The following is a 20,545-nucleotide window of genomic DNA, read 5'->3' as shown; positions in this document are numbered from 1 at the left end:
TCCGTGCGCTACGGTGGACGTGGTCCGCACGGGAGCCTGGAACACACCGGGCTGAGAGGGAGCGTGGTTCGCTCCGACCGTCGAACCTGATCCGGGTCATGCCGGCGCAGGGAGCGTGAGTGCCTTGGCAATGCGAGTGACCGTCCTCGGCGGTGGTGTCATCGGGCTGTCCACGGCCTGGTACGCCGCGCGCGCCGGTCACGCGGTGGAGGTCGTCGACCGCGGCTCGCCGCACGGCGGCTCGTGGGTCGCGGGCGGGATGCTGGCGCCGATCACCGAGGCGTGGCCCGGTGACGAGGACGTGCTGGCACTCGGCGTCGAGTCGTTGGCGCTGTGGCCGGAGTTCGCGCGCTCGCTCGGCGTCGAGCTGAGTCCCGCGGGGACGTTGGCGGTGGCGGTCGACCGGGCCGACGTCGAGGTGCTGGACCAGTTGTGCGCCTACCTGGGCCGGATGGGGCGGTCGGCGTCCCGGTTGACAGGTCGTGAGCTGCGCTCGTTGGAGCCCGGCCTCGGATCGGTCCGAAGTGGACTGTCGGTGCCGGGTGACGTCGCCGTGGACAACCGGGCGCTGCTGCGCGCGTTGCGGGAGGCGTGCGCCGCCGACGGCGTAGCGTTCGCGGCCGAGCCCGCCGCGGAGCCGGACGTGACGGTGATCGCGGCCGGCGCGTGGAGCCGCGACCTGCACCCCCTGCTGCGCGACGTGATCCGCCCGGTGAAGGGCGAGATCCTGCGGCTGTCGGCGCGACCCGGCGCGTTGCCGCCGCCCCGGCACACGATCCGCGCCCACGTCTCCGGCCGCCCCGTCTACCTGGTGCCGCGCGAGGGCGGGTTCGTGCTCGGCGCCACCCAGTACGAGGCCGGGTTCGACGGTGACGTGACCGTGGGGGGCGTGCGCGACCTGCTGCGCGACGCCGAGGTGGTGTGGCCGGGCATCGCCGAGTACGCGCTCACCGAGGTCGCCGCCGGGTTCCGCGCGGGCAGCCCCGACAACGCGCCGGTGGTCAAGTGGCTGGAGCCCGGCGTGCTGGCCGCCACCGGCCACCACCGCAACGGTCTGCTGCTCGCCCCCGTCACGGCGCGGCGGGTGCTCTCCCTGCTCCGCGAAGGAGGAAGCAGTCGGTGAAGGCGAAGGTCAACGGTCTGGAGCGGGAACTGGCCGACGGGTCGACCGTCGCCACCGTGCTGGCGCTGCTCGACGCGCCGCCCCGCGGTGTCGCGGTCGCGCTGGACGGCGAGGTCGTGCCGCGCGCGGCGTGGGGGACGACGGTGCTGTCCGACGGTTCCGCGGTCGAGGTGCTGACCGCCGTGCAGGGAGGGTGACGTGGACGACCCGTTGGTGATCGCCGGGCGCGAGTTCGGCTCGCGCCTGGTCATGGGCACCGGTGGCGCGGCGAACCTGGCGGTGCTGGAACGCGCGCTGGTGGCGTCCGGCACGGAGTTGACGACGGTCGCGATGCGGCGCCTGGACTCCTCCGGCGGCGGTGTGCTCGACCTGCTGACCAGGCTGGGCATCCCGGCGCTGCCGAACACGGCCGGCTGCCGCACCGCCGCGGAGGCCGTGCTGACGGCCCGGCTGGCGCGGGAGGCGTTGGGGACGGACTGGGTGAAGCTGGAGGTCGTCGCCGACGACCAGACCCTGCTGCCCGACCCGGTGGAGCTGCTCGACGCGGCCGAGAAGCTGGTCGACGACGGGTTCGTGGTGCTGCCCTACACGTCCGACGACCCGGTGCTGGCGCTGCGGCTGGAGCAGGTCGGCTGCGCCGCCGTCATGCCGCTGGGTTCGCCGATCGGGACCGGGCTCGGGATCCGCAACCCCCACAACATCGAGCTGATCGTGTCGCGCGCGTCCGTGCCGGTGATCCTCGACGCGGGGGTGGGCACGGCGTCGGACGCGGCGTTGGCGATGGAGCTGGGCTGTTCGGCCGTGCTGCTGGCGACCGCGGTGACCAGGGCGCAGGACCCCGAACGGATGGCGGCGGCGATGCGCGCGGGGGTGGAGGCCGGTCGGCTGGCGAAGCTGGCGGGGCGGATCCCGAAGCGGTTCTGGGCGCACGCGTCGAGTCCGGCAGTGGGGTGATTGCGGGGCACGGCATGATGGATGCTCCATCCTGTCCGTCTGCCCGAGGAGGAGTGCCGTGACGGCCGACCAGGTCGAGGACGCCACCGCCCGGCTGTACCTCGCGATCGGCAGGCTATCCCGGCTGCTGCGGCGCACCGGGTCGCCCGGGCTCGGGCCGGGCGCGGTGTCGGCGCTGGCCACGTTGGCGCGGTGCGGTCCCATGCGGTTGGGCGACCTGGCCGCGAAGGAGGGCGTCGCGCCGCCGACGTTGTCGCGGATCGTGGCGGCGCTGGTGGAGGCCCGGTACGTGCGGCGTGAGCCCGACCCGCAGGACGGGCGGGCGTGGCTGGCGACGCCGACGCCGGAGGGCGTGACGATGGTGTCGGGCGTGCGGTCGGCGCGGGTGCGGGAGTTGCAGCGGCGGATCGAGGAGCTGGCGCCGGAACACCGCGACGCCCTCGTCAACGCCCTGCCCGCGTTGGAGGAACTGGTCGGCGAGGTCGGCTGACCGGGGGTTGTCCACAGCCGGCGCTCGCGGCCTCGGAATCGTCGTACCGCTGTGGCAGGGTAAAAGCAGGGGTCCCCTTGCCGGGGACGCCTGCGAAGCGTGGCTCCTGTCGGGGGTGCCTGCGAGGCGTTCCGTTGCCGGGATCCCGGCGAAGCGTTCCCCTGCCGGCGATGCCGGCGGTGCGTTCCCCTTGCGCAGTGCCGGCCAAGCGTCGGCTGGATGGGTCCGCGGCGGCACGTCGACCGGCGCGACCGCAAGCGCAGCCGCGTCGCCGCACCGGTGGTCACCCCTGCGCGGACCCCTCGGCTGGGGCGGCAGCCTGGTTCAGCTCCCCGGCGAACTCCGCCAACACCGCGGGCGACGCCAAGCGCGCGAACGCCGAATCCGGACCGAACCAGTCCTCCCAGACCTGTCGCACCACCTCGGGCGTGATGGTGACGCCCCGATTGAGCAGCGCGGCGAACGCTCTGGCTTCCGGCTCGTACTCGTCCCGCGGCGCCTCGAAGGCGAGCAGTGATTCCGGATCCCACCTGCTCACGACGTCGAGAACGGGCACGCAGCAGCGCACGGGTTCGGGCAGCACGTGGCACCGCCCCAGTCTCGGGTTCGGAGGGCCGTCGAGCCAAGCGAATAGCCCGAGCCTGCGGACCTCGTCGGAACGTGCCCGAAACCGCACGCGCATCCAGGTCAAGCAAGCCGTTCCGCCTCGGCTTTCAACGCCCGGTTGAACGCGTCGAACTCGCCGGTCAGCAGGTCGACGCTCGACGCGTACACCGAAGCGGAGAGGGGGCCGGTCCACGTCTCGCGGTTCACCAGGCGCGTCACGCCCGGCGACTCCTCGGACAGCTCCCACCGGTGCCGGCCGAAGAACAGGTCCGGGTCGCCGCCCTCCGAGGCCAGCAGGTGAGGCGGCTCGACGGCGGTGATCCGGCCCTCGAACTCGCGTTGCGCGGGCGACCCCCAAGCGGCCCGGGTGCGCACCTCCGCGCCCGCCACCGCCGTGCCCGACACGTACTCGATCAGCTCGTTCCACTCCCGGTACCTCGGGAAATCGGTCAGCACCGCCCACACGCGGGTGATCGGCGCGGAGATGGTGACGGTCGTCCTCAGCTCATTTTCCTGCATGATCGTGCAGGATAATTGCCCGCACGACCCGCCGTCACCCCCGATAAGCTCGCGGCCATCGCAGGAGTCAAGGGGCAGGTGCAGCAACGCGGCGTCGAACGGCGTCGCGCGCTGGTCGACGCCGCCATCGAGCTGTTCGGCCGGCAGGGCTACGCGGGCACGGGGGTCGCCGCCATCGCCGCCCGCGCCGGCGTCACGCCCTCCGCCGTCATCCACCACTTCGGGTCCAAGGAGAACCTGCTCAAGGCCGTCCTGGACGAGTTCGACGCCCGTGCCGCCGCCCGCGTCGCCGAGCACGCCGACCAAGGCGTCGAAGGACTCAAAGCCGCGCTGCTCTCCGACGCGGACTACACCGTGGAGCACAAGGGCCTGGCCACGCTGCACGCCGTCCTGCAGGCAGAGCACCTGGCCGCCGACAACGACGTCCGCACCCGCTTCCTGACCCGCAACCGCGCCCTGCGGCAGGCGTTCGCCCACCGCCTCGGCGCCGAGCGGGCGACCGAGCTGGTCGCGTTCCTCGAAGGCGCGCTCACCCTGTGGCTGCTGGATCCCGAGACGGTCGACCTGCGCGCGTTGTACGAGGGCTACCTGCGGCGACTGTGAGCAGCCACGCCACCAGCACCGCGAAGAACGCGCCCACGGTGTTGTTGATGAAGTCCTGCGCCTCGCACACCCCGATCGCGGTCAACGCCTGCACGAACTCCACCGCCCCGCTGAACGCCGCCGCCACGCCCAGCACCGCGAACGGCCGCCGCGTGGCGAGCGTGCCGAAGAACGCGAACGGCACGAGCATCAGCAGGTTCAGCCGCGCCAACGACCCCGCCATCGAGAACTCGTTCGCGACGCACATCCCGATCGGGTCGGTCGTGGCGACCGAGAACGACCCGCCCGGCCGCGCCAAGGTCACCGCCAGCGCCAACGCCATCCCGCACCCGGCCAGCACGGCGGGCAGCGCGGCCCACCCCCGCCGCCGCGCCACCACGAAGCCGACCGCGCCCAAGAACACCGATCCGGCGAACAACGCCGCCACCGCCTCGGGCTGGCTCAACACCAGCTCGGCCACGTAGGCGTCCTGAAGTGCGCTCATGCCATACAAGACGCCTGAGTTCCACAGCGGTGGCTTAGAACATCCTTAGAACCGGTACCGCAGCACCCGCCCCACGTCCCTGACCTTCGGCAACCGCGCCATGACCCACATCGGGACGCGCGCCGGCCACGGCTCGGCCGCGATCTGCGGCAGCTCCACCGACCGCACCGCGTCCACGCACCTCAACCCCTCGTGCCAGCCCTCGACGACGGTCGGGTCGTCCAACCCCCAGTGCAGCGTCGCACCCGCCCGCCGCACGGCCGGCACGAACCTCTGCAACCTGATCCCGAACGACCCGTACACGTCGAACAGCAGCTCACCCCGGCCGAACCGGCCCGTGACCCGCCGCACCAGGTCCCGCACCTCGTCCCCGGTCAGGTACATGGTCAGGCCCTCGAACACGGCGACCACGGGCCGGTCCGCGGGCACCCCGTCCCACCACCCGCCGTCCGTGACGGACGCGTGCACCAGCCGGTAGTCCCCGGCCGGTACGTCCAGCAGCCGTTCACGCAGCTCGGCGACCGCCGGGAAGTCCACGTCCACCCACCGCACGCCCGACCCGAACCCCACCCGCCGCGCCCGCGCGTCCAGCCCGCACGCCAGGTGCAGCACAGTCGCGGACGGGTGCCGGGCCAGGAAGTCGGCGGTCCAGTCGTCCAGCAGCTTCGCGCGCATCGCGACACCCGCCGCCGTCGACGCGGTGATGCCGGTCCGCGGGAAGTCGTACTCGATGCGCGACACGGCCTCGATCGCCGCCGTGTCATCGAGGATCGGGCGCTGCGCGCGGGCGTCGAGCGCCCGCGCGTACAGCGTCGCCAACATCGTCTCGGGGGCGCCGGTCAGGTCGACCTTCACCCCCTCGACGCTAGCCCTCCAACCGCCACAGCGGCGACACGGGACCGACCCCGCCACCCAACGGGTACGCGGCGGCCACCGAGCGGACGATGAAGTCCTTGCCGAACCGCACCGCCGTCGGCACGTCCGCACCCCGCGCGAGCTGCGACGCGATCGCCGACGCGAGCGTGTCGCCGCTGCCGTGCGTGTGCTTCACGTCGTAACGCGGCCCGAGCAGCTCGACGAACTCCGCGCCGTCGTACAGCACGTCGAGGCACTCCGGGTCGTCCCACAGGTGCCCGCCCTTCACCAGCACCCACCGCGGGCCCATCGCGTGCAGCGCCTCGGCGGCCTTGCGCTGGTCGGCGCGGCTGCGCACGTCGACACCGGTGAGCAGCCGCACCTCGTCCAGGTTCGGCGTCACCAGCGTCGCCCTCGGGAACAGCAACGTCCGCAACGCGTCCAGCGCGTCGTCGGCCAGCAGCTGCTGCCCGTGCATCGACGCGGCCACCGGGTCGACCACGAACGGCCCGACGTCGACCCGGTCCACCGCCGCCGCGACCGCCTCGATGATCGCCGCCGACGCCAGCATCCCCGTCTTCGCCGCGTCCACCCCGATGTCCGAGGCCACCGCCTCGATCTGCGCGGCCACCACCTCCGGCGGCACCTCGGTGTACCCGGTGACGCCCAGCGAGTTCTGCACGGTCACCGCCGTGACCGCCGTCATCCCGTGCACACCGCACGCGAACAACGTCCGCAGGTCGGCCTGCAGGCCCGCACCACCGCCGGAATCGGACCCGGCGATGGTGAGGACCCTCGGTGGCGTGGCGGCCATCAGCGCGTCCCGGCCGGGCTCACGCGTGCCCCCATCAGTCGACCACCGGCAGGTACACCTTGGCCCCGTGGTCGGTGAACTCGTGCGACTTCTCCGACATGCCCGCCTCGATCGCCTCCACAGTGGACAGACCGCGCTCCTCCGCGTACCGCCGCACGTCCTGGGTGATCTTCATCGAGCAGAACTTCGGCCCGCACATCGAGCAGAAGTGCGCCGTCTTCGCGGGCGCCGCGGGCAGCGTCTCGTCGTGGTAGGACCGCGCGGTGTCCGGGTCCAGCGACAGGTTGAACTGGTCCTCCCACCGGAACTCGAACCTCGCCTTCGACAGCGCGTCGTCCCAGTCCTGCACGCCGGGGTGCCCCTTGGCCAGGTCGGCGGAGTGCGCCGCGATCTTGTACGTGATCACGCCGGTCTTCACGTCGTCCCGGTTCGGCAGGCCGAGGTGCTCCTTCGGCGTGACGTAGCACAGCATCGCCGTGCCCAACCAACCGATCTGCGCCGCCCCGATCGCCGAGGTGATGTGGTCGTACGCGGGCGCGATGTCCGTGGCCAGCGGCCCGAGGGTGTAGAACGGCGCCTCGCCGCACCACTCCTCCTCCAACCGCACGTTCTCCGCGATCTTGTGCATCGGCACGTGACCCGGGCCCTCGATCATCACCTGCACGTCGTGCGACCGCGCGACGTGCGTCAACTCGCCCAACGTCCGCAACTCGGCGAACTGCGCCTCGTCGTTGGCGTCCGCGATCGAACCCGGCCGCAGGCCGTCACCCAGCGAGAACGTCACGTCGTACGTCCGCAGGATCTCGCACAGCTCCTCGAAGTGCGTGTAGAGGAAGCTCTCCTTGTGGTGCGCCAGGCACCACGCGGCCATGATCGACCCGCCGCGCGAGACGATGCCCGTGACCCGCTTCGCGGTCAGCGGCACGTACCGCAGCAGCACGCCCGCGTGCACCGTCATGTAGTCGACGCCCTGCTCGGCCTGCTCGATCACGGTGTCGCGGTAGACCTCCCACGACAGCTTCGCCGGATCGCCGTCCACCTTCTCCAACGCCTGGTAGATCGGCACCGTCCCGATCGGCACCGGCGAGTTCCGCATGATCCACTCGCGGGTCGCGTGGATCCGCTTGCCCGTGGACAGGTCCATGATCGTGTCGGCGCCCCACCGCGACGCCCACACCATCTTCTCCACCTCCTCCTCGATCGAGGAGGTCACGGCCGAGTTGCCGATGTTCGCGTTGACCTTCACCAGGAACTTCTTGCCGATGATCATCGGCTCGGCCTCGGGGTGGTTGCGGTTGAGCGGGATGACCGCCCGGCCGATCGCCACCTCGTCCCGGACGAACTCCGGGCTCATGCTCTCGCGCGCCGCCACGAACCGCATCTCCGGCGTGATGATCCCCGCCTTGGCGTACGCCAGCTGGGTCACCGCCCCGCCGACCGGCTCGCGCGCGGCGATCCAGTCCGCGCGCAGCTCGGGAAGTCCACTGTGGACGTCGATGGTCGCGTTGTCGTCGGTATACGGACCGGAAGTGTCGTACAGATCGACGTGATCGCCGTTGGTCAGCTCCACCCGGCGGAACGGGACCCGCACACCCTCGTCCACCTCGCGGTAGACCTTGTGCGAGCCCGAGATCGGCCCGGTGGTGACGCTCGGCTTGACCGAACGGTCGTCAAGTGCCGTCACGACATTCCTCCCTACGCCGGCATTACCCGGTCAGGTTCAGGCGGTCGGCGGCACCGGAGCCGTTGCGCTCCAGCCGCCCTCTCAGCCCGCTGTGGCGCGAGCTCCCGCGTGTTTTGAGTTGTTGTGTGTCGAGCTGTCGGCCTGACCATAGCCACGGCCCGGTGCGGATGCCAAGGTGCGGATGCCAAGCGCCACCGTTTGCGCGTACCTTTCACCGCGTGGCTGATCACCAGCCGTTCCCGCCCGGCGCCCGGCGCGTGGCCCGCCCCGCCGCCGTCTCGCCGTGCCCGTCGTGCGGCGACCTCGCGGGCCGCGGCTACCCGGCGTGCCGGTTCTGCGCGGAGCTCGTCGACCAGTACTGGCTGCTGGACTGGCAGGAGCTGCTGGCCGCCGAGCAGCTCGCCGAAGGCGGCGCGGGCGAGCGCGAGCTGGCCGAGCTCGTGCTGGCCGACGAGGTGGGCAGGCACCCGTGGACGTGCACCGACTGGGCGATGACCCTGCTCACGTGCACCCAGTGCGGCGAGGAGCTGGCCACCGGGCCCGCCGACTGCGTCCGCTGCGCCATGGCCGACGGCCTGCGCTGGTCGTGGGACCACGCCGGGTACCCGCGGGCCATGGACGCGGGCGAGCACGCGTTGCGCGTGGCCAGGGCGACGTTGCGCGCACCGCACCGCGCCCGTGCGGCGACCGTGGGCGCGTGGCGGCTGCTGGTGCCGTTCCTGCTGGTGGGGGAGTTGCCGACGGTGGGGCAGGTGCGGCGGATCAGGGCCGCGGTGCTCGCCGGCGCGTACGCCGACCTGGCCGGCTGCACCACGCACGTCGAGCTGGCGTCGTACCCCGAACTGCCCTGGCGACGCCCCGAGCGCTCACCGCGCGTCGACCACCAGGCGAAGGCCCAGCGCGACCAGCACGCCACCGCAGACGCGGTCCAGGGCGCGCCGAACCCCGGCCCGGGCGAGCCGGCCGCGGACCCGGTCTAGGGCGCCGACCAGCACCAGGTACCAGGCGCCCGCGACCACGGCCACCGCACTCCGCCGGCCGCGGACCGAGTGCCGCAACACCAGCGCCGTGCCCGGCCCGGGCGACAACGCGATCAGGAAGGACGCCACCACCAACGCCGCCAACGAACTCCACATCGCCCCACCGTGACCTGCGGCAAACCCCCTCTCCACCTCCTTCGCCCACGTCCGCCGGGTCACCCATCCGAGTGATCCTGAAAAAGGGCATGAACGAGAACGCCGTTATCGCCACCGTGAAACGTCGGTTGAACAACGAGGCCCGCAACCAACCCTCGCCCCACACCAGCCAGTCGCACCCCCCACCTGACCCAGCCACCCACCCCAACCCCACACCTGCCGCCCCGACCACCACCCCACACACCTGCCACCACCTGACCCACACCTCCGCCCGGCCCGCACCCTCCGTCTGCCCGCGTGCCCGGCCTGTCGCCTGGCCCACATCGCTGCACCCGCCGCGCTGCCGCGCATGCCTGCGCCGGTCACGTGTCGCCGCGCCGTCGTCTGCCCGGCCTGCCATGCGCCGCCGAACCTGCCGCGCGCCCCCCGCACTGCCGCCGCGCCTGCCGCGCATCGCCCGCACATGCCCCCGTCGGCTGCCCGTCAGCCACCAGCCCGGCCCACATCGACCGTCGCATCCCGCGCCCACCGCCCCGCGCGCCCCGATCAGTGGCCCGCGAATCGAGCGGTCGCTTGCCGGTCGCCTGGCCCTTGCCGCCGGATCCGGCCCGTCACCCCGATCCGGCCCGTCACCCCGATCCGGCCCGTCAGCCCGATCCGGCCCGCCCCGATCCGGCCCGACCACGCGCCCCCGGCCGCCCACCCCAACTACGCTCACCCCGTGATCACGCTGACCGCCCGCCTGTCCCCCTCGGCCCTGGACACCCGCCGCGGCGTGGTCCGCTTGCACCCGGAGGTGCTGGACGCGTTGGGCCTGCGCGCGTGGGACGCGGTGCGCCTGACCGGTGCCCGGGTGAGCGCCGCCCTGGCCGCCGCGACCGCCGGCGACGGCCCGCCCGGCGTGGTGCTGGTGGACGACGTGACCCTGTCCAACCTCGGCGTGGTGGAGGGCTCGGAGGTCGTGGTGGCCCCGGTGGACGTCGCCGCCGCACGCTCCGTCACCGTGGCCGGATCGCGGTTGGCCAGCACCTCGCTCACCCCCGAAACGCTGCGCATGGCGCTGACCGGCAAGGTGCTGACCGTCGGCGACGCCGTCTCCCTCCTGCCGCAGGACCTGGCCCCACCACCCGGCTCGGACGTGAGCGCCACGCGCCGCAAGCTGTCCAACGCCATCGGCATGACGTGGACCAACGAACTGCTCACCATCACCTCCGCCGACCCGCCCGGGCCGGTCGCCGTGCAGCCGTCGACGGTGGTCGGCTGGCGTGACGGCGCACGCACGGGTGACGCGCCCGCGGTCGTGTCGGGAACCGGCGGCACGACGACCGTCAGCGTGACCGCGACGGCGACCACCGGCGTGAGCGCGGCGGAGGTCGAGGTCGTGACGCCCGCGGTGCCGGTGGCGGACCTGGTCGGGCAGCAGGAGGCCGCGAAGCGGTTGGCGGAGTGGTTCGACCTGACGTTCAGCCACCCGGAGTTGCTGGCCCGGCTCGGCGCCGCACCCCGGCTGGCGGCACTGGTCAGCGGACCCGAGGGCGTCGGCAAGGCGACGTTCGTGCGGGCCGTCGCCCAAGGCGCCGAAGCCACGGTGGTCGAGGTCGCCGCGCCCAGCATCGCCGTGCTGGAGGCGAACGCGGCGGCGCAGCGGATCGTCGACGCCCTCGCCCGAGCCCAGTCGCAGGCGCCTTCCGTGCTCGTGCTGACCGACGTCGAGGCGTTGTTGCCCGCGGCCTCGGCGCCGCCGGTGGCGACCGTCGTGCTGGACGCGTTGCGCGCACGGCCCGACGGCGTCGCGCTCGTGGTCACCAGCGCGCACCCGGAGGCGATCGACCCGCGGCTGCGGGTGCCCGAGCTGGTCGACCGGGAACTCGTGCTGCCGCTGCCCGACGGCAAGGTGCGGACCGAGCTGCTGCGGGTCCTGCTGCGCGACGTGCCCGTCGAGTCCGATGTGGACCTCGGCGTGATCGCGGACCGGACACCGGGCTTCGTCGCCGCGGACCTGGTGGCGATGCGCAGGGAGGCGGCGCTCCGGGCCGCGCTGCGGCAACGCGACGTGGACGAGCCGCGCGTCGCGCAGGCGGATCTGGTGGGAGCGCTGGAGATCGTCCGGCCGATCTCGATGTCCACTTCGGACACTTTGCGGACCGGCGGGCTGACGCTGGCCGACGTCGGCGACATGACCGAGGTCAAGCAGGCCCTCACCGAAGCCGCGCTGTGGCCGTTGCAGTACCCGGACTCCTTCGCCCGACTCGGCGTCGCGCCGCCGCGCGGCCTCCTGCTCTACGGGCCGCCGGGGTGCGGCAAGACGTTCCTGGTCCGCGCGTTGGCGGGCACCGGTCGGCTGAACGTGCTGTCGGTCAAGGGCGCGGAGCTGATGGACAAGTTCGTCGGCGAGTCCGAACGCGCGGTCCGCGAGCTGTTCCGGCGTGCGGCCGAGGCGGCGCCCGCGATGGTGTTCCTGGACGAGGTCGACGCGCTGGCGCCGAGGCGCGGCCAGTCGTCCGACTCCGGTGTGTCGGACCGGGTGGTCGCCGCGCTGCTCACCGAGCTGGACGGGGTCGAGCCGCTGCGCGACGTCATCGTGCTCGGCGCGACGAACCGGCCCGAGCTGGTCGACCCCGCGCTGCTGCGACCGGGCCGGTTGGAGCGCCTCGTGTACGTGCCGCCGCCGGACGCCGAGGCGCGGGCCGAGATCCTGCGGGCGTCGTCGCGGAACACGCCGTTGGGGTCGGACGTGGACTTGGACGCGTTGGCCGAGGAGTTGGACGGGTACTCGGCGGCGGACTGCGCGGCGTTGATCCGGGAGGCCGCGTTGACCGCGATGCGCGAGTCGTTGTCGGCGGCGGAGGTCACGGGCGCGCACCTGGCGTCGGCGCGCGAGGCGGTCCGGCCGTCGCTGGACCCGGCCCAGCTCGCGACCCTCGCCGCCTACGCCAAGTCGCGCGAGCGCTGAGGGCTGAGCGAGTGCTGGGCGCTCGTGCCACCTGGACGGCTGCGGAGCGGGCAGGTGAGGTGGACGACCTCCGTCGGCGTCGGCCTCCGCGCGAGTACCCACCACGACGGCCGCCTCGGGGGCGCCGCCCGGCCCGGCTCAGCCGTCGGCCGGGTCCAGTCGCACGCAGCAGCGGTCCGCCGAGGGCGCGAGGCGGGCGGTCAGGTCGGTCGCGGCGAGGCCGTCGAGCAGGCCGTCGAGCAGGCTGAGGTTCATGCCGCAGACGAGCTCGGTCTGCTGCCGGGCCAGGCTGTGGAATGGGCAGTTGCCGAGCAGGATCGAGGCGTCGGGCTCGTCGGCGCGCGGCTCGAAGCCGAAGCCCTCCAGCGCGCGCAGCACGCCGGCCCGGCCGTCCTGGTCGCCACGGGCGGCCTCGCCCAGGTCGCGGCCCACCGCGCGGGCACGGCGCCGCAGCACGACACGCGGCGGTTCGTCCGAGGTCTCCACCTCGGCGAGGGCGCCGGCCAACAGGAGGCCGGCCAGCTCGTAGCGCCGGTCGGGCAGCGACACGGCGATCTGCTCGGCGGACCGCCGGTACAGCTTCGACGGCCGCCCGGCGCCGGGACCGGTGCGCCCGGTGCGGCGTTCGTGGACGACCTCCAGCAGCCCTTCGGCGACCAGTCGGTCGAGGTGGAACGCGACCGTGGTGCGGGGCACGCCCACGGCTTCGGCGGCCTCGTCGCGGCTCACTGGCGCGGGTCGGCGCACCACGAAGTCGTACAGCCGGCGACGGGTCGGCTCGTCGAGCGCCGCGACGGCCGAGATGTGCCCCTCGGGCTGGCTGACATTGTCCATTTCTAAAACCCACTTTGGTTGACTAAATCTCGGGCCAGGCACTAAGGTTAGCGAAAGTTGTCTATAGAAGGAGCGCGTCATGGCCACCGAGGTATCCGGCGCCCGGCCCGCCGGTCGTGCGTTGCCGTCCGACCCAGCCCACCAGGCGTTCCTGCTCCTGCGCGCCGCGTTCACGCTGGCACCGGTCCTGTTCGGGCTCGACAAGTTCGCCAACCTGCTCGTGGACTGGCCGCGGTACTTGGCCCCCTGGGTCGACGGGATTGTGCCGGGCACCGCGCAGCAGGCCATGTACGCGGTCGGCGTGGTGGAGGTCGTGGCGGGCGTCGTGGTCGCGGTCGCGCCGCGCTTCGGCGGCCTGCTGGTCGCAGCCTGGCTGGCCGGGATCATCGTGAACCTGCTGACCATCCCGGCGCACTACGACGTGGCGCTGCGCGACTTCGGCCTGTTCGTCGCCGCCCTCGCCCTGGCCCGGTTGGGTTCGCGGTACGCGCCGGCACGTCGTGGGCGGGCGGGGTGAGCGCCCCCGCCGCGGGCGCGCGCCGACGGCTCCACCCCGTCGGCGGGCGCGACGGCATCGACCTGGACGCGACGCGGCGGGCCGTGGCCGACCTGCTCGCCGCGCTGGGCAAGGACCCGGCGTCGGAGCACCTGGCCGACACGCCCAGGCGGGTCGCCGACGCCTACGCCGAGATGCTGACGCCACGTGACTTCGACCTGACCACGTTCCCCAACGAAGAGGGCTACGACGAACTGGTCCTCGCCCGCGGCATCCCGGTGCAGTCGTTGTGCGAGCACCACCTGCTGCCGTTCCAGGGCGTCGCCCACGTCGGCTATCTGCCCGGCGCGCGCATCCTCGGCCTGTCCAAGCTCGCCCGCGTGGTCGAGTTGTTCGCCCGCGACCTGCAGGTGCAGGAACGGCTGACCAAGCAGGTCGCGGACTGGCTGCAGGAGCACCTGGTACCCCGCGGCGTCGGCGTCGTGGTGGAGGCCGAGCACCTGTGCATGTCCCTGCGAGGTGTCCGCGCCACCGGCTCGCGCACGGTCACCTCCGCCATGCTGGGCGCGCTGCGCGACGACCCGCGCACCAGGCAGGAGTTCTTCGCCCTGACCGGCGTGCGGGGGTGAGATCCCACCTGAGCGGCCCGTCCTCCACGTGAGGACGAGGCCGCCCGATCGCGCCGACTGCCCTGCGCGCCGCCGCCGCACTAGGAGACCTTCTTGGCCGGACCCTTGTAGTCGTTGGTGACGATCACGATGATGCCCGGCTGCGCGTTCTGGATGCCGTCGAACCGGGGCTCGACCCGGGCGTTGAGGAGCCGGGCCAGTTCGCGCGCCGAGGCTTCCTCGTCGGTGCCGGGGCGGAAGTAGACCGTGGTGGTCCAGATCGTGCCCTGGGAGTAGTTGCCCTTCTCGGCGACCTCCCAGCCGGCGCTCACGACGTCGTCCGACGCGCGGGCGGCCAGGCCCTGGGTGGTGCTGTTGTTGTAGATGCGCACCGGGACCTTGGGCGTCGTGGTCACGGGCGGCGGCGGGGTCTCCGTGGTCGTCGCGCCGGCGTTGGCGGACGTCGTGGGCGCGGTGGTGCCGGCCGGCGGCGACGTCTCCGACGACGGCGGGGTGGTCGGCTCGGTGGGCGCGGCCGAGGTCCCGGAGCCGTCCGACGTGCCCGAGGTCGCAGACGGCGGGGTCGACTGGGCCGCGGGCGGGGTGTCGTCCGGGTCGCCGGTGAACAGGCTGACGAGGCCGACCACCAGGGCGATCACGGCCACGCCGAGCAGCGCGTAGCCCGCGGCGCGTGCCGGGTGCGCGGGCCCGGTCGGCTGTTCCGGATTCGTCATCGGCGCTCGACGCCCAGCCGCTTCGCCGCGCGGGCGCGTTGCCTGCCGGAGCGGGACCTGCGCAGTCTCTTGATCAACATCGGATCGGCGGCCAACGCCTCTTCCTTCTCGATCAACGCGTTGAGCAGCTGGTAGTAGCGCGTCGCGGACATGTCGAACAGCTCCTTGACGGCCTGTTCCTTCGCACCCGCGTACTTCCACCACTGGCGTTCGAAGGCCAGGATCTCGCGCTCCCGGTCGTTCAAACCGTCGTCCGGCCCCTCCGCCGGCGCCAGTGCCTCTGCGGCGTCCATCTGGCTCCTCAGCCGTGTCCCGTGCGTGGGTGCCATTACATCACGTGATCTTCGCGGGGAGTGGCTCATCGGTCGGCGCGTCCGATCCGACGCGCCGTTAGGCTGCACGCCATGGCAGTTCACCCGATCCGGATCGCCGGAGATCCCGTGCTCCACAACCCGACCCGCCCGGTCGAGGTGTTCGACGAGTCGCTGCGCACGTTGATCGACGACATGTACGAGACGATGGCGGCGGCGCACGGTGTCGGTCTGGCGGCCAACCAGATCGGGGTCGACCTGCGGTTGTTCGTCTACGACTGCCCGGATGACGAGGGTGTGCGGCACCGGGGTGTGGTGGTGAACCCGACGTTGGTGACGTCGGACGTGCCGCTGGGGATGCCGGACCCGGACGACGATTTCGAGGGTTGCCTCTCGGCGCCGGGGGAGACGTACCCGACGGGGCGGGCGTCGTGGGCGAAGGTGACCGGGTTCGACGGTGACGGCAAGCCCGTCGAGGTCGAGGGCACCGGGTTCTTCGCGCGGTGCTTGCAGCACGAGACCGATCACCTGGACGGGGTCATCTACCTGGACCGGTTGGTGGGGCGGCACAAGCGCGCGGCGAAGAAGATGCTCAAGGCGAATGGGTGGGGTGTGCCCGGGTTGTCGTGGGATCCGGCGACTTCGGAGGATCCGTTCGCGGACGACGAGGAGTAGCGCGGGGCTGGTTGGCGCGGGGGCTGGTTGGCGCGGGCGGGCGGAGCGCGGGGCGGAGCGCGGGGCGGAGCGCGCGCGGCGGTCGGCGCGTGCGGCGGTCGGCGCGTGCGAGGTCACGCTGGGCGGGTGGCGCGGGGTGGTCTCGTTCGGCTCGATTTGACATGGGGCCCTTACGGGCACCCCAGGCAGGCCAAAGCCGGGCAGGCCTGGCGGGAAAAGCGTCCGCCAGGCCTGCCCGGCTTCGACCAGCCTATGGCACCCGAACCCATGTCAAATCGGGCCTCGGTGGGGCGGTTCCGGGTCCGTTGTGGGCGGGCTGGGTGTGGTGGACTCGGTGCGGGCGCTGCGGGTCCGTGGTGGGTTGGTGGTGTGGTGGACCCGGTGGGTGGTTGTGGGGGCGTGCGGCTGGTGGGTGCGGGGCGGGGGTTGGTTGCTGGCCTCGTTGTTCCAACCGACGTTTCAGGGTGTTGAAAACGGCGTTTTGGTTCACGGTCCGAGTGGAGATCACTCGATCGTGAACGCGGTGACGGGGTGAAACAGCAGGTCAGGGGTGGGGTGCCGGTTAAGGTCGATCATGTCGGCGCAAGCCGATCTGTCGCCAGCCCCGGCGTTTGCCCGGCCTCGCCTGGCCGTTCGCCTCCGCGGCCACGTGCGTCGGGTCGACCACCCGCCGTGGCCGCCGCACGGCGCGCATCGCCGCGCCCGCCACCCGGCCGCCCAACGGCTGCCGCAACCCCAACCGCCGCGCCGCCACGCCGTGAGCCCGCTTGATCGCCCGTCGATCCGCCGCGGGCACCGACCAGGCCTCCGGGTGCTTCGCCAACCACCGGTACCGCCGGACCGAGTACGGCAGGTGGGCGAGGTACACCAGCATCGCCGCGATCAGCGCCACCAACGGGAACGTGATCACCGCCGCCGCCAGCAGCCCGACCAGCACCAACAACGGCGCGACGAAGCGCGGCGGGACCTTGATGGTCTTCACCGACAGCGTCGGGATCCGGCTCACCAGCAGCAACGCGATTCCCACGGTCCACACCGCGACGACCGCGGGGCTCGACCACCAGCCGGAGCGGCCGAGCTGCTCGTCCAGGATCAACGGCAGCAGCAGCAACAGCCCGCCGGCCGGCGCGGGCACGCCGACGAAGAACTCCTTGGCGAACGGCGGCTGCTCGACCTCCAGCAGCGTGTTGAACCGCGCCAGTCGCAGCACCATGCACACCGCGAAGATCAACGCGACGACCCAGCCCTCGCGACCGGGGTCGAACTTCCACACGTAGATCACCAGCGCGGGTGCGACGCCGAACGAGATCGCGTCCGCCAGCGAGTCGAGCTCGGCGCCCATCTTGCTGGTCGCGTCGAGCAACCGGGCGATCCGCCCGTCCAACCCGTCGAACACGGCCGCCGCCGCGATCGAGCCGATCGCCGCCCCGTAGAACCCGCCGATCGCGAAGTGCACGGCCGACAGCCCCGCGCACATCGCGAGGACCGTGATGGCGTTCGGCAGCAGCCTGATCCCCGGCCCGCTGGGAGCCATCCGCTCAGCCCTCCGCGGGTAGCTCGGCCAGCACGGTCTCGCCGCCGATCGTGCGCTGCCCGGCCTCCACCAGCACCCGGCTGCCCGTCGGCACGTACAGGTCGACCCGCGAGCCGAACCGGATCAGGCCGTAGGTCTGCCCGACGGCGACCTTGTCGCCCTCGACGACCTCGCACACGATCCGCCGCGCCACCAGGCCCGCGATCTGCACGACCACCACGTCGTGCCCGGACGGCGTGGTCAGCCACACCGTGTTGCGCTCGTTGTCCTCGCTGGCCTTGTCCAGGTCGGCGGACAGGAACTTCCCTGGCCGGTACGACACCTGCCGCACCAGACCGGGCACGGGCACGCGCTGCACGTGCACGTCGAACACCGACAGGAACACGCTGATCCGGGTCATCGGCGCGGAACCGAGCCCGAGCTCGGCGGGCGGCACGGCCTCGACCACGTGCGACACGGTGCCGTCGGCCGGTGCGACCGCGACGCCGGGACGGGTGGGCGTGGTCCGCTTGGGCTCGCGGAAGAACCACGCGACCCACGCGGTCAGCAGGCCGCCGACGACACCGGCGCGCCTGGAGTAGCGGCGCAGCAGCAGTGTCGCGACGGCAGCTCCCGCCACGAAGGGACGGCCCGCGGGGTGCATCGGGGGGACGATGCCCCGGGCGAGCTCGAGGAAGTGGGAGACGGCACCACTGTGCTTGTCGCGATCGACGGTCATGGCTCTTCCGTGTCAGGGCGGTGCTTCCGGCCCGCCACACGCTACGCGGCTCCGCCGGCCCGCGTCCGGCCCGCCCGTGCGTCCCCCGACGAACGCACGGACCGGCCGGAACCGCGATCACTCCCAGTGTAAGCCGCGTCACAGCGGCGATCAATGGCTCAGCGTCAGATCGATGTCACTCTCCGTATAGGAGGCGCACCGCCACCTCGGCTCCCGCCGCGAGCTCCGTGACGTCCTCCGGCACCTCGATCAGGCAATCGCTGACCGCCAACGCCGACAGCAGGTGCGAACCCGGCCCGCCAACGGGCGTCACCACGCGCCCCGACTCCGGGTCGTACGCGCCCCGCCGGAACTGCGTGCGCCCCGCCGGCGACGTGAGCGCCGCGCTCAACCGGGCCACCGCCATCGGCCGCTCCACCCGCGAGAACCCCATCGCGGCACGCAGCGCCGGCCGGATGAACACCTCGAACGACACCTGCGCGCTCACCGGGTTCCCGGGCAGCGTCGCCACCGCCACCCCCTGGTAGCGCCCCGCCCCCTGCGGCCCGCCCGGCTGCATCGCGACCTTCGTGAACTCCACCCCGCGCCCGGTGAACGCGTCCTTCACCACCTCGTACGCCCCCGCGCTCACGCCACCGGACGTGAGCAGCAGGTCCACCGACGCCAACCGGGGCGCGATCGCCGCGTGGAACTGCTCGACGTCGTCCGGCACGAACCGCAGCAGCTCCGCCTCGCCGCCCGCCTCGCGCACCGCCGCGGCCAGCATCACGCCGTTCGACTCGTAGATCTGCCCCGGCTCCAACGCCGCACCGGGCCCCACCAGCTCCGACCCGGTCGACAGCACCAGCACCCGCGGCCTGCGCCGCACCGGCAGCGAACCGAAGCCCAGCGCCGCCGCCAACCCCAGCTGCGCCGGCCCGAGCACCACGCCCGCGCGCAGCACCGTCGTGCCCACGGCCACGTCGTCCGCCATCCGCCGCACGTTCTGACCCACCGCCACCGGCCGGTCGACCCGCACCACCGACGTGCCGCCGTCGGTCCACTCCACCTGCACGACTGCGTCCGCGCCCGCCGGCACCGGCGCGCCCGTCATGATCCGGTGCGCCGTGCCCGCCGCCAGCGGCGCCGACGCCGGCCGCCCCGCCGGGATGTCCTCCACCACCGGCAACTCCACCGGGACCGACGCCACGTCCGCCGCGCGCACCGCGTAACCGTCCATCGCCGAGTTGTCGAACGGCGGCAACGGCACCGTCGCGACCAGGTCCTCCGCGAGCACCAGGCCCAGGCAGTCGGCCACGGGCGAGGTCACCACCGGCATCGCCCCGACCAGCCCGGCGACGCGGGCCTTGTGATCAGCGACTCGGGTCAGCGTGTTCGACACGCGCCCCATCCTGCCGCGCCCGTGGCAGACTGCTCCAACCGGCTGATCACGACAGGGGGAAAGTTGCAGGTCCGGACCCGCCACACCCCCACGTTCGGGGTGGCCCGACTCGTCCTGGCACCCGGTGAACCGGTGGTGGTCGAGCGCTCCTCGGTGCTCGCGACCAGCTACGGCATCACCGTCGACGGCCGCACCAAGTCGCCCGGCGTCAGCGCCGCGCTGTGCACCGCCGGCCCCGAAGGCGGCTGGGTGGACGTCGCGCCGCCCCTGCCCGGCGACCTGCACGTGCTCGAACTCGACGCCACGACCGGCTGGTGCGTCTCCCGCGACAGCTGGCTCGCCTGCGCCGCCACCGCCCGCCTCGACCCGTCCGCGCCGCCCGTGCGCGCGCTGCACGGCGGCGACCACGGCTTCCTCACCTACGCGTTCGGCACCGGGCCCGTCGTGCTCAGCTGCTACGGCACGCTCGACGTGGTCACCCTCGAACCGGGCGAACTGGTCACCCTCGCCGGCGGCCACGTGGTCGCGTTCGCCGACACCGTGCAGTGCCGGCTGCGCGCCGTTTCCCCCGACGCGCCCCAATCCGTGCGGAATGGCGAAGGACTCGTCCTCGACTTCGCCGGACCCGGTCTGGTGCTCACCCGGACCCGCAGCCCGCGCGGACTCGTCAGTTGGTTGCGCGACAACGGATTCAGCGCACGCTCATGACTCCATAAGGAGGTATCGGCGAACCCCCTCGTGCCTCTAGCGTGGCGGTTTGCTCAAGGTATTTCTCGAAGGAGGACGTCTTGGCTGTCGGCACGGTCAAGTGGTTCAACTCGGAGAAGGGGTACGGATTCATCGCCGCCGACGGCGGGCCCGATGTGTTCGTGCACTACTCGGCGATCCAGATGGAAGGCTTCCGGACGCTGGCCGAGGGCGACCGCGTGGAGTTCGAGATCCAGGCAGGGCGCGACGGCCGCAGCCAGGCATCGGACGTGCGGAAGGCATCGTGACCTCCGCCCGACCCGTCACCCGGCGGGTCGGGCGTCCT

The 20,545-nt window shown here is 72.8% G+C and carries 24 protein-coding genes and 1 riboswitch; of the genes, 12 read left to right on the top strand and 12 right to left on the bottom strand.

All coding sequences use genetic code 11. The features are described 5' to 3' along the window. The first annotated feature begins 18 nt into the window (after nucleotides 1-18). Nucleotides 19-130, top strand: a riboswitch (TPP riboswitch). Genes thiO through AB0I91_RS18115 form a run of 4 tightly spaced genes read left to right on the top strand, consistent with a single transcriptional unit; the run spans nucleotide 131 to nucleotide 2,567 of the window. Next, nucleotides 131-1,123 (top strand): glycine oxidase ThiO, encoded by a 993-nt coding sequence (gene thiO / locus AB0I91_RS18130; protein WP_499637700.1) that lies wholly within the window; start codon nucleotides 131-133, stop codon nucleotides 1,121-1,123. Beyond that, the gene (gene thiS, locus AB0I91_RS18125) at nucleotides 1,120-1,320 is read left to right on the top strand and encodes a sulfur carrier protein ThiS (protein ID WP_498777754.1); all 201 of its coding nucleotides are present in this window, start codon (nucleotides 1,120-1,122) and stop codon (nucleotides 1,318-1,320) included. The genes thiO and thiS overlap by 4 nt, the downstream gene beginning before the upstream one ends. A 1-nt stretch (nucleotide 1,321) precedes the next feature. Further along, nucleotides 1,322-2,077 (top strand): thiazole synthase, encoded by a 756-nt coding sequence (locus tag AB0I91_RS18120; protein WP_498777752.1) that lies wholly within the window; start codon nucleotides 1,322-1,324, stop codon nucleotides 2,075-2,077. Between the two features lie 58 nt (nucleotides 2,078-2,135). Then, a complete protein-coding gene (locus AB0I91_RS18115; protein ID WP_230569728.1) occupies nucleotides 2,136-2,567 on the top strand; it encodes a MarR family winged helix-turn-helix transcriptional regulator in 432 nt (143 codons plus the stop codon). Between the two features lie 283 nt (nucleotides 2,568-2,850). Here AB0I91_RS18115 and AB0I91_RS18110 read toward each other — a convergent pair whose 3' ends face one another. Beyond that, nucleotides 2,851-3,150 (bottom strand): hypothetical protein, encoded by a 300-nt coding sequence (locus AB0I91_RS18110; protein ID WP_499637595.1) that lies wholly within the window; start codon nucleotides 3,148-3,150, stop codon nucleotides 2,851-2,853. Between the two features lie 104 nt (nucleotides 3,151-3,254). Then, on the bottom strand, nucleotides 3,255-3,692 hold the full coding sequence (locus AB0I91_RS18105) for an SRPBCC family protein (protein ID WP_499637592.1): 438 nt from the start codon (nucleotides 3,690-3,692) through the stop codon (nucleotides 3,255-3,257). A gap of 78 nt (nucleotides 3,693-3,770) precedes the next feature. Here AB0I91_RS18105 and AB0I91_RS18100 point away from each other — a divergent pair, with 78 nt between their 5' ends. After that, a complete protein-coding gene (locus AB0I91_RS18100; RefSeq protein WP_498777746.1) occupies nucleotides 3,771-4,295 on the top strand; it encodes a TetR/AcrR family transcriptional regulator in 525 nt (174 codons plus the stop codon). On the opposite strand, the gene AB0I91_RS18095 is transcribed toward AB0I91_RS18100, so the two are convergent. The 4 genes from AB0I91_RS18095 to thiC are packed head-to-tail and all read right to left on the bottom strand — an operon-like array spanning nucleotide 4,222 to nucleotide 8,132. Next, a complete protein-coding gene (locus AB0I91_RS18095; protein WP_498777744.1) occupies nucleotides 4,222-4,779 on the bottom strand; it encodes a VanZ family protein in 558 nt (185 codons plus the stop codon). The genes AB0I91_RS18100 and AB0I91_RS18095 overlap by 74 nt on opposite strands. A gap of 45 nt (nucleotides 4,780-4,824) precedes the next feature. Next, the gene (locus tag AB0I91_RS18090) at nucleotides 4,825-5,634 is read right to left on the bottom strand and encodes a class I SAM-dependent methyltransferase (RefSeq protein WP_499637589.1); all 810 of its coding nucleotides are present in this window, start codon (nucleotides 5,632-5,634) and stop codon (nucleotides 4,825-4,827) included. A 10-nt stretch (nucleotides 5,635-5,644) separates the two neighbouring features. Beyond that, nucleotides 5,645-6,448, bottom strand: a complete 804-nt coding sequence (thiD, locus tag AB0I91_RS18085) for a bifunctional hydroxymethylpyrimidine kinase/phosphomethylpyrimidine kinase (protein ID WP_498777740.1) — start codon at nucleotides 6,446-6,448, stop codon at nucleotides 5,645-5,647. Between the two features lie 34 nt (nucleotides 6,449-6,482). After that, nucleotides 6,483-8,132 carry a phosphomethylpyrimidine synthase ThiC gene (gene thiC / locus AB0I91_RS18080; protein ID WP_498777737.1) on the bottom strand — a complete coding sequence of 550 codons (1,650 nt, stop codon included), beginning with the start codon at nucleotides 8,130-8,132 and terminating at the stop codon, nucleotides 6,483-6,485. 218 nt (nucleotides 8,133-8,350) lie between these two features. Here thiC and AB0I91_RS18075 point away from each other — a divergent pair, with 218 nt between their 5' ends. Together AB0I91_RS18075 and AB0I91_RS18070 are read left to right on the top strand one after the other, a co-directional pair. Beyond that, a complete protein-coding gene (locus AB0I91_RS18075; protein ID WP_498777735.1) occupies nucleotides 8,351-9,112 on the top strand; it encodes a hypothetical protein in 762 nt (253 codons plus the stop codon). Between the two features lie 877 nt (nucleotides 9,113-9,989). Beyond that, nucleotides 9,990-12,221, top strand: a complete 2,232-nt coding sequence (locus AB0I91_RS18070; RefSeq protein ID WP_499637586.1) for an AAA family ATPase — start codon at nucleotides 9,990-9,992, stop codon at nucleotides 12,219-12,221. A 138-nt stretch (nucleotides 12,222-12,359) separates the two neighbouring features. On the opposite strand, the gene AB0I91_RS18065 is transcribed toward AB0I91_RS18070, so the two are convergent. After that, nucleotides 12,360-13,055, bottom strand: coding sequence for a helix-turn-helix transcriptional regulator (locus AB0I91_RS18065; protein ID WP_499637583.1), 696 nt, complete (start codon nucleotides 13,053-13,055; stop codon nucleotides 12,360-12,362). 79 nt (nucleotides 13,056-13,134) lie between these two features. On the opposite strand from AB0I91_RS18065, the gene AB0I91_RS18060 reads away from it, so the two are divergent. Then, the gene (locus AB0I91_RS18060) at nucleotides 13,135-13,572 is read left to right on the top strand and encodes a hypothetical protein (protein ID WP_498777729.1); all 438 of its coding nucleotides are present in this window, start codon (nucleotides 13,135-13,137) and stop codon (nucleotides 13,570-13,572) included. Continuing rightward, nucleotides 13,569-14,180, top strand: a complete 612-nt coding sequence (gene folE, locus AB0I91_RS18055; protein ID WP_498777727.1) for a GTP cyclohydrolase I FolE — start codon at nucleotides 13,569-13,571, stop codon at nucleotides 14,178-14,180. The genes AB0I91_RS18060 and folE overlap by 4 nt, the downstream gene beginning before the upstream one ends. 80 nt (nucleotides 14,181-14,260) lie before the next feature. Here folE and AB0I91_RS18050 read toward each other — a convergent pair whose 3' ends face one another. Beyond that, a complete protein-coding gene (locus tag AB0I91_RS18050; RefSeq protein WP_498777725.1) occupies nucleotides 14,261-14,893 on the bottom strand; it encodes a LytR C-terminal domain-containing protein in 633 nt (210 codons plus the stop codon). Further along, nucleotides 14,890-15,186 (bottom strand): DUF3263 domain-containing protein, encoded by a 297-nt coding sequence (locus tag AB0I91_RS18045; RefSeq protein WP_053715184.1) that lies wholly within the window; start codon nucleotides 15,184-15,186, stop codon nucleotides 14,890-14,892. Before AB0I91_RS18045 ends, AB0I91_RS18050 begins: the two co-directional genes overlap by 4 nt. A gap of 111 nt (nucleotides 15,187-15,297) precedes the next feature. Here AB0I91_RS18045 and AB0I91_RS18040 point away from each other — a divergent pair, with 111 nt between their 5' ends. Then, complete coding sequence (locus AB0I91_RS18040) at nucleotides 15,298-15,879, top strand: peptide deformylase (protein ID WP_499611999.1); 582 nt, start codon at nucleotides 15,298-15,300, stop codon at nucleotides 15,877-15,879. Nucleotides 15,880-16,441: 562 nt separating this feature from the next. Here AB0I91_RS18040 and pssA read toward each other — a convergent pair. The 3 genes from pssA to moeA form a co-directional block, all read right to left on the bottom strand. Continuing rightward, nucleotides 16,442-17,413 carry a CDP-diacylglycerol--serine O-phosphatidyltransferase gene (gene pssA, locus AB0I91_RS18035; RefSeq protein ID WP_498777721.1) on the bottom strand — a complete coding sequence of 324 codons (972 nt, stop codon included), beginning with the start codon at nucleotides 17,411-17,413 and terminating at the stop codon, nucleotides 16,442-16,444. A 4-nt stretch (nucleotides 17,414-17,417) separates the two neighbouring features. Continuing rightward, nucleotides 17,418-18,131, bottom strand: a complete 714-nt coding sequence (locus AB0I91_RS18030) for a phosphatidylserine decarboxylase (protein ID WP_498777719.1) — start codon at nucleotides 18,129-18,131, stop codon at nucleotides 17,418-17,420. A 175-nt stretch (nucleotides 18,132-18,306) separates the two neighbouring features. Continuing rightward, nucleotides 18,307-19,521 (bottom strand): molybdopterin molybdotransferase MoeA, encoded by a 1,215-nt coding sequence (moeA, locus tag AB0I91_RS18025; RefSeq protein WP_499637579.1) that lies wholly within the window; start codon nucleotides 19,519-19,521, stop codon nucleotides 18,307-18,309. 54 nt (nucleotides 19,522-19,575) lie between these two features. On the opposite strand from moeA, the gene AB0I91_RS18020 reads away from it, so the two are divergent. Together AB0I91_RS18020 and AB0I91_RS18015 are read left to right on the top strand one after the other, a co-directional pair. Further along, nucleotides 19,576-20,220, top strand: a complete 645-nt coding sequence (locus AB0I91_RS18020; RefSeq protein ID WP_230569741.1) for an AIM24 family protein — start codon at nucleotides 19,576-19,578, stop codon at nucleotides 20,218-20,220. A gap of 80 nt (nucleotides 20,221-20,300) precedes the next feature. Continuing rightward, a complete protein-coding gene (locus AB0I91_RS18015; protein WP_033432301.1) occupies nucleotides 20,301-20,507 on the top strand; it encodes a cold-shock protein in 207 nt (68 codons plus the stop codon). Nucleotides 20,508-20,545 lie beyond the last annotated feature (38 nt).

It is taken from the genome of Actinosynnema sp. NPDC049800 (assembly GCF_040656635.1).
Lineage (GTDB): Bacteria > Actinomycetota > Actinomycetes > Mycobacteriales > Pseudonocardiaceae > Actinosynnema.
Note: the sequence above shows the minus strand (reverse complement) of the source record. Positions and strands in the feature narration are given on the sequence as shown.

Bases quoted from the DNA above. Each gene is read 5' to 3' on its own strand.
- AB0I91_RS18060 (WP_498777729.1), top strand. From the start codon at position 13,135: ATGGCCACCGAGGTATCCGGCGCCCGGCCCGCCGGTCGTGCGTTGCCG.
- AB0I91_RS18065 (WP_499637583.1), bottom strand. From the start codon at position 13,055: ATGGACAATGTCAGCCAGCCCGAGGGGCACATCTCGGCCGTCGCGGCG.
- AB0I91_RS18105 (WP_499637592.1), bottom strand. From the start codon at position 3,692: ATGCAGGAAAATGAGCTGAGGACGACCGTCACCATCTCCGCGCCGATC.
- thiO (WP_499637700.1), top strand. From the start codon at position 131: ATGCGAGTGACCGTCCTCGGCGGTGGTGTCATCGGGCTGTCCACGGCC.
- AB0I91_RS18095 (WP_498777744.1), bottom strand. From the start codon at position 4,779: ATGAGCGCACTTCAGGACGCCTACGTGGCCGAGCTGGTGTTGAGCCAG.
- thiD (WP_498777740.1), bottom strand. From the start codon at position 6,448: ATGGCCGCCACGCCACCGAGGGTCCTCACCATCGCCGGGTCCGATTCC.
- AB0I91_RS18030 (WP_498777719.1), bottom strand. From the start codon at position 18,131: ATGACCGTCGATCGCGACAAGCACAGTGGTGCCGTCTCCCACTTCCTC.
- AB0I91_RS18045 (WP_053715184.1), bottom strand. From the start codon at position 15,186: ATGGACGCCGCAGAGGCACTGGCGCCGGCGGAGGGGCCGGACGACGGT.
- moeA (WP_499637579.1), bottom strand. From the start codon at position 19,521: ATGGGGCGCGTGTCGAACACGCTGACCCGAGTCGCTGATCACAAGGCC.
- AB0I91_RS18050 (WP_498777725.1), bottom strand. From the start codon at position 14,893: ATGACGAATCCGGAACAGCCGACCGGGCCCGCGCACCCGGCACGCGCC.
- pssA (WP_498777721.1), bottom strand. From the start codon at position 17,413: ATGGCTCCCAGCGGGCCGGGGATCAGGCTGCTGCCGAACGCCATCACG.
- AB0I91_RS18040 (WP_499611999.1), top strand. From the start codon at position 15,298: ATGGCAGTTCACCCGATCCGGATCGCCGGAGATCCCGTGCTCCACAAC.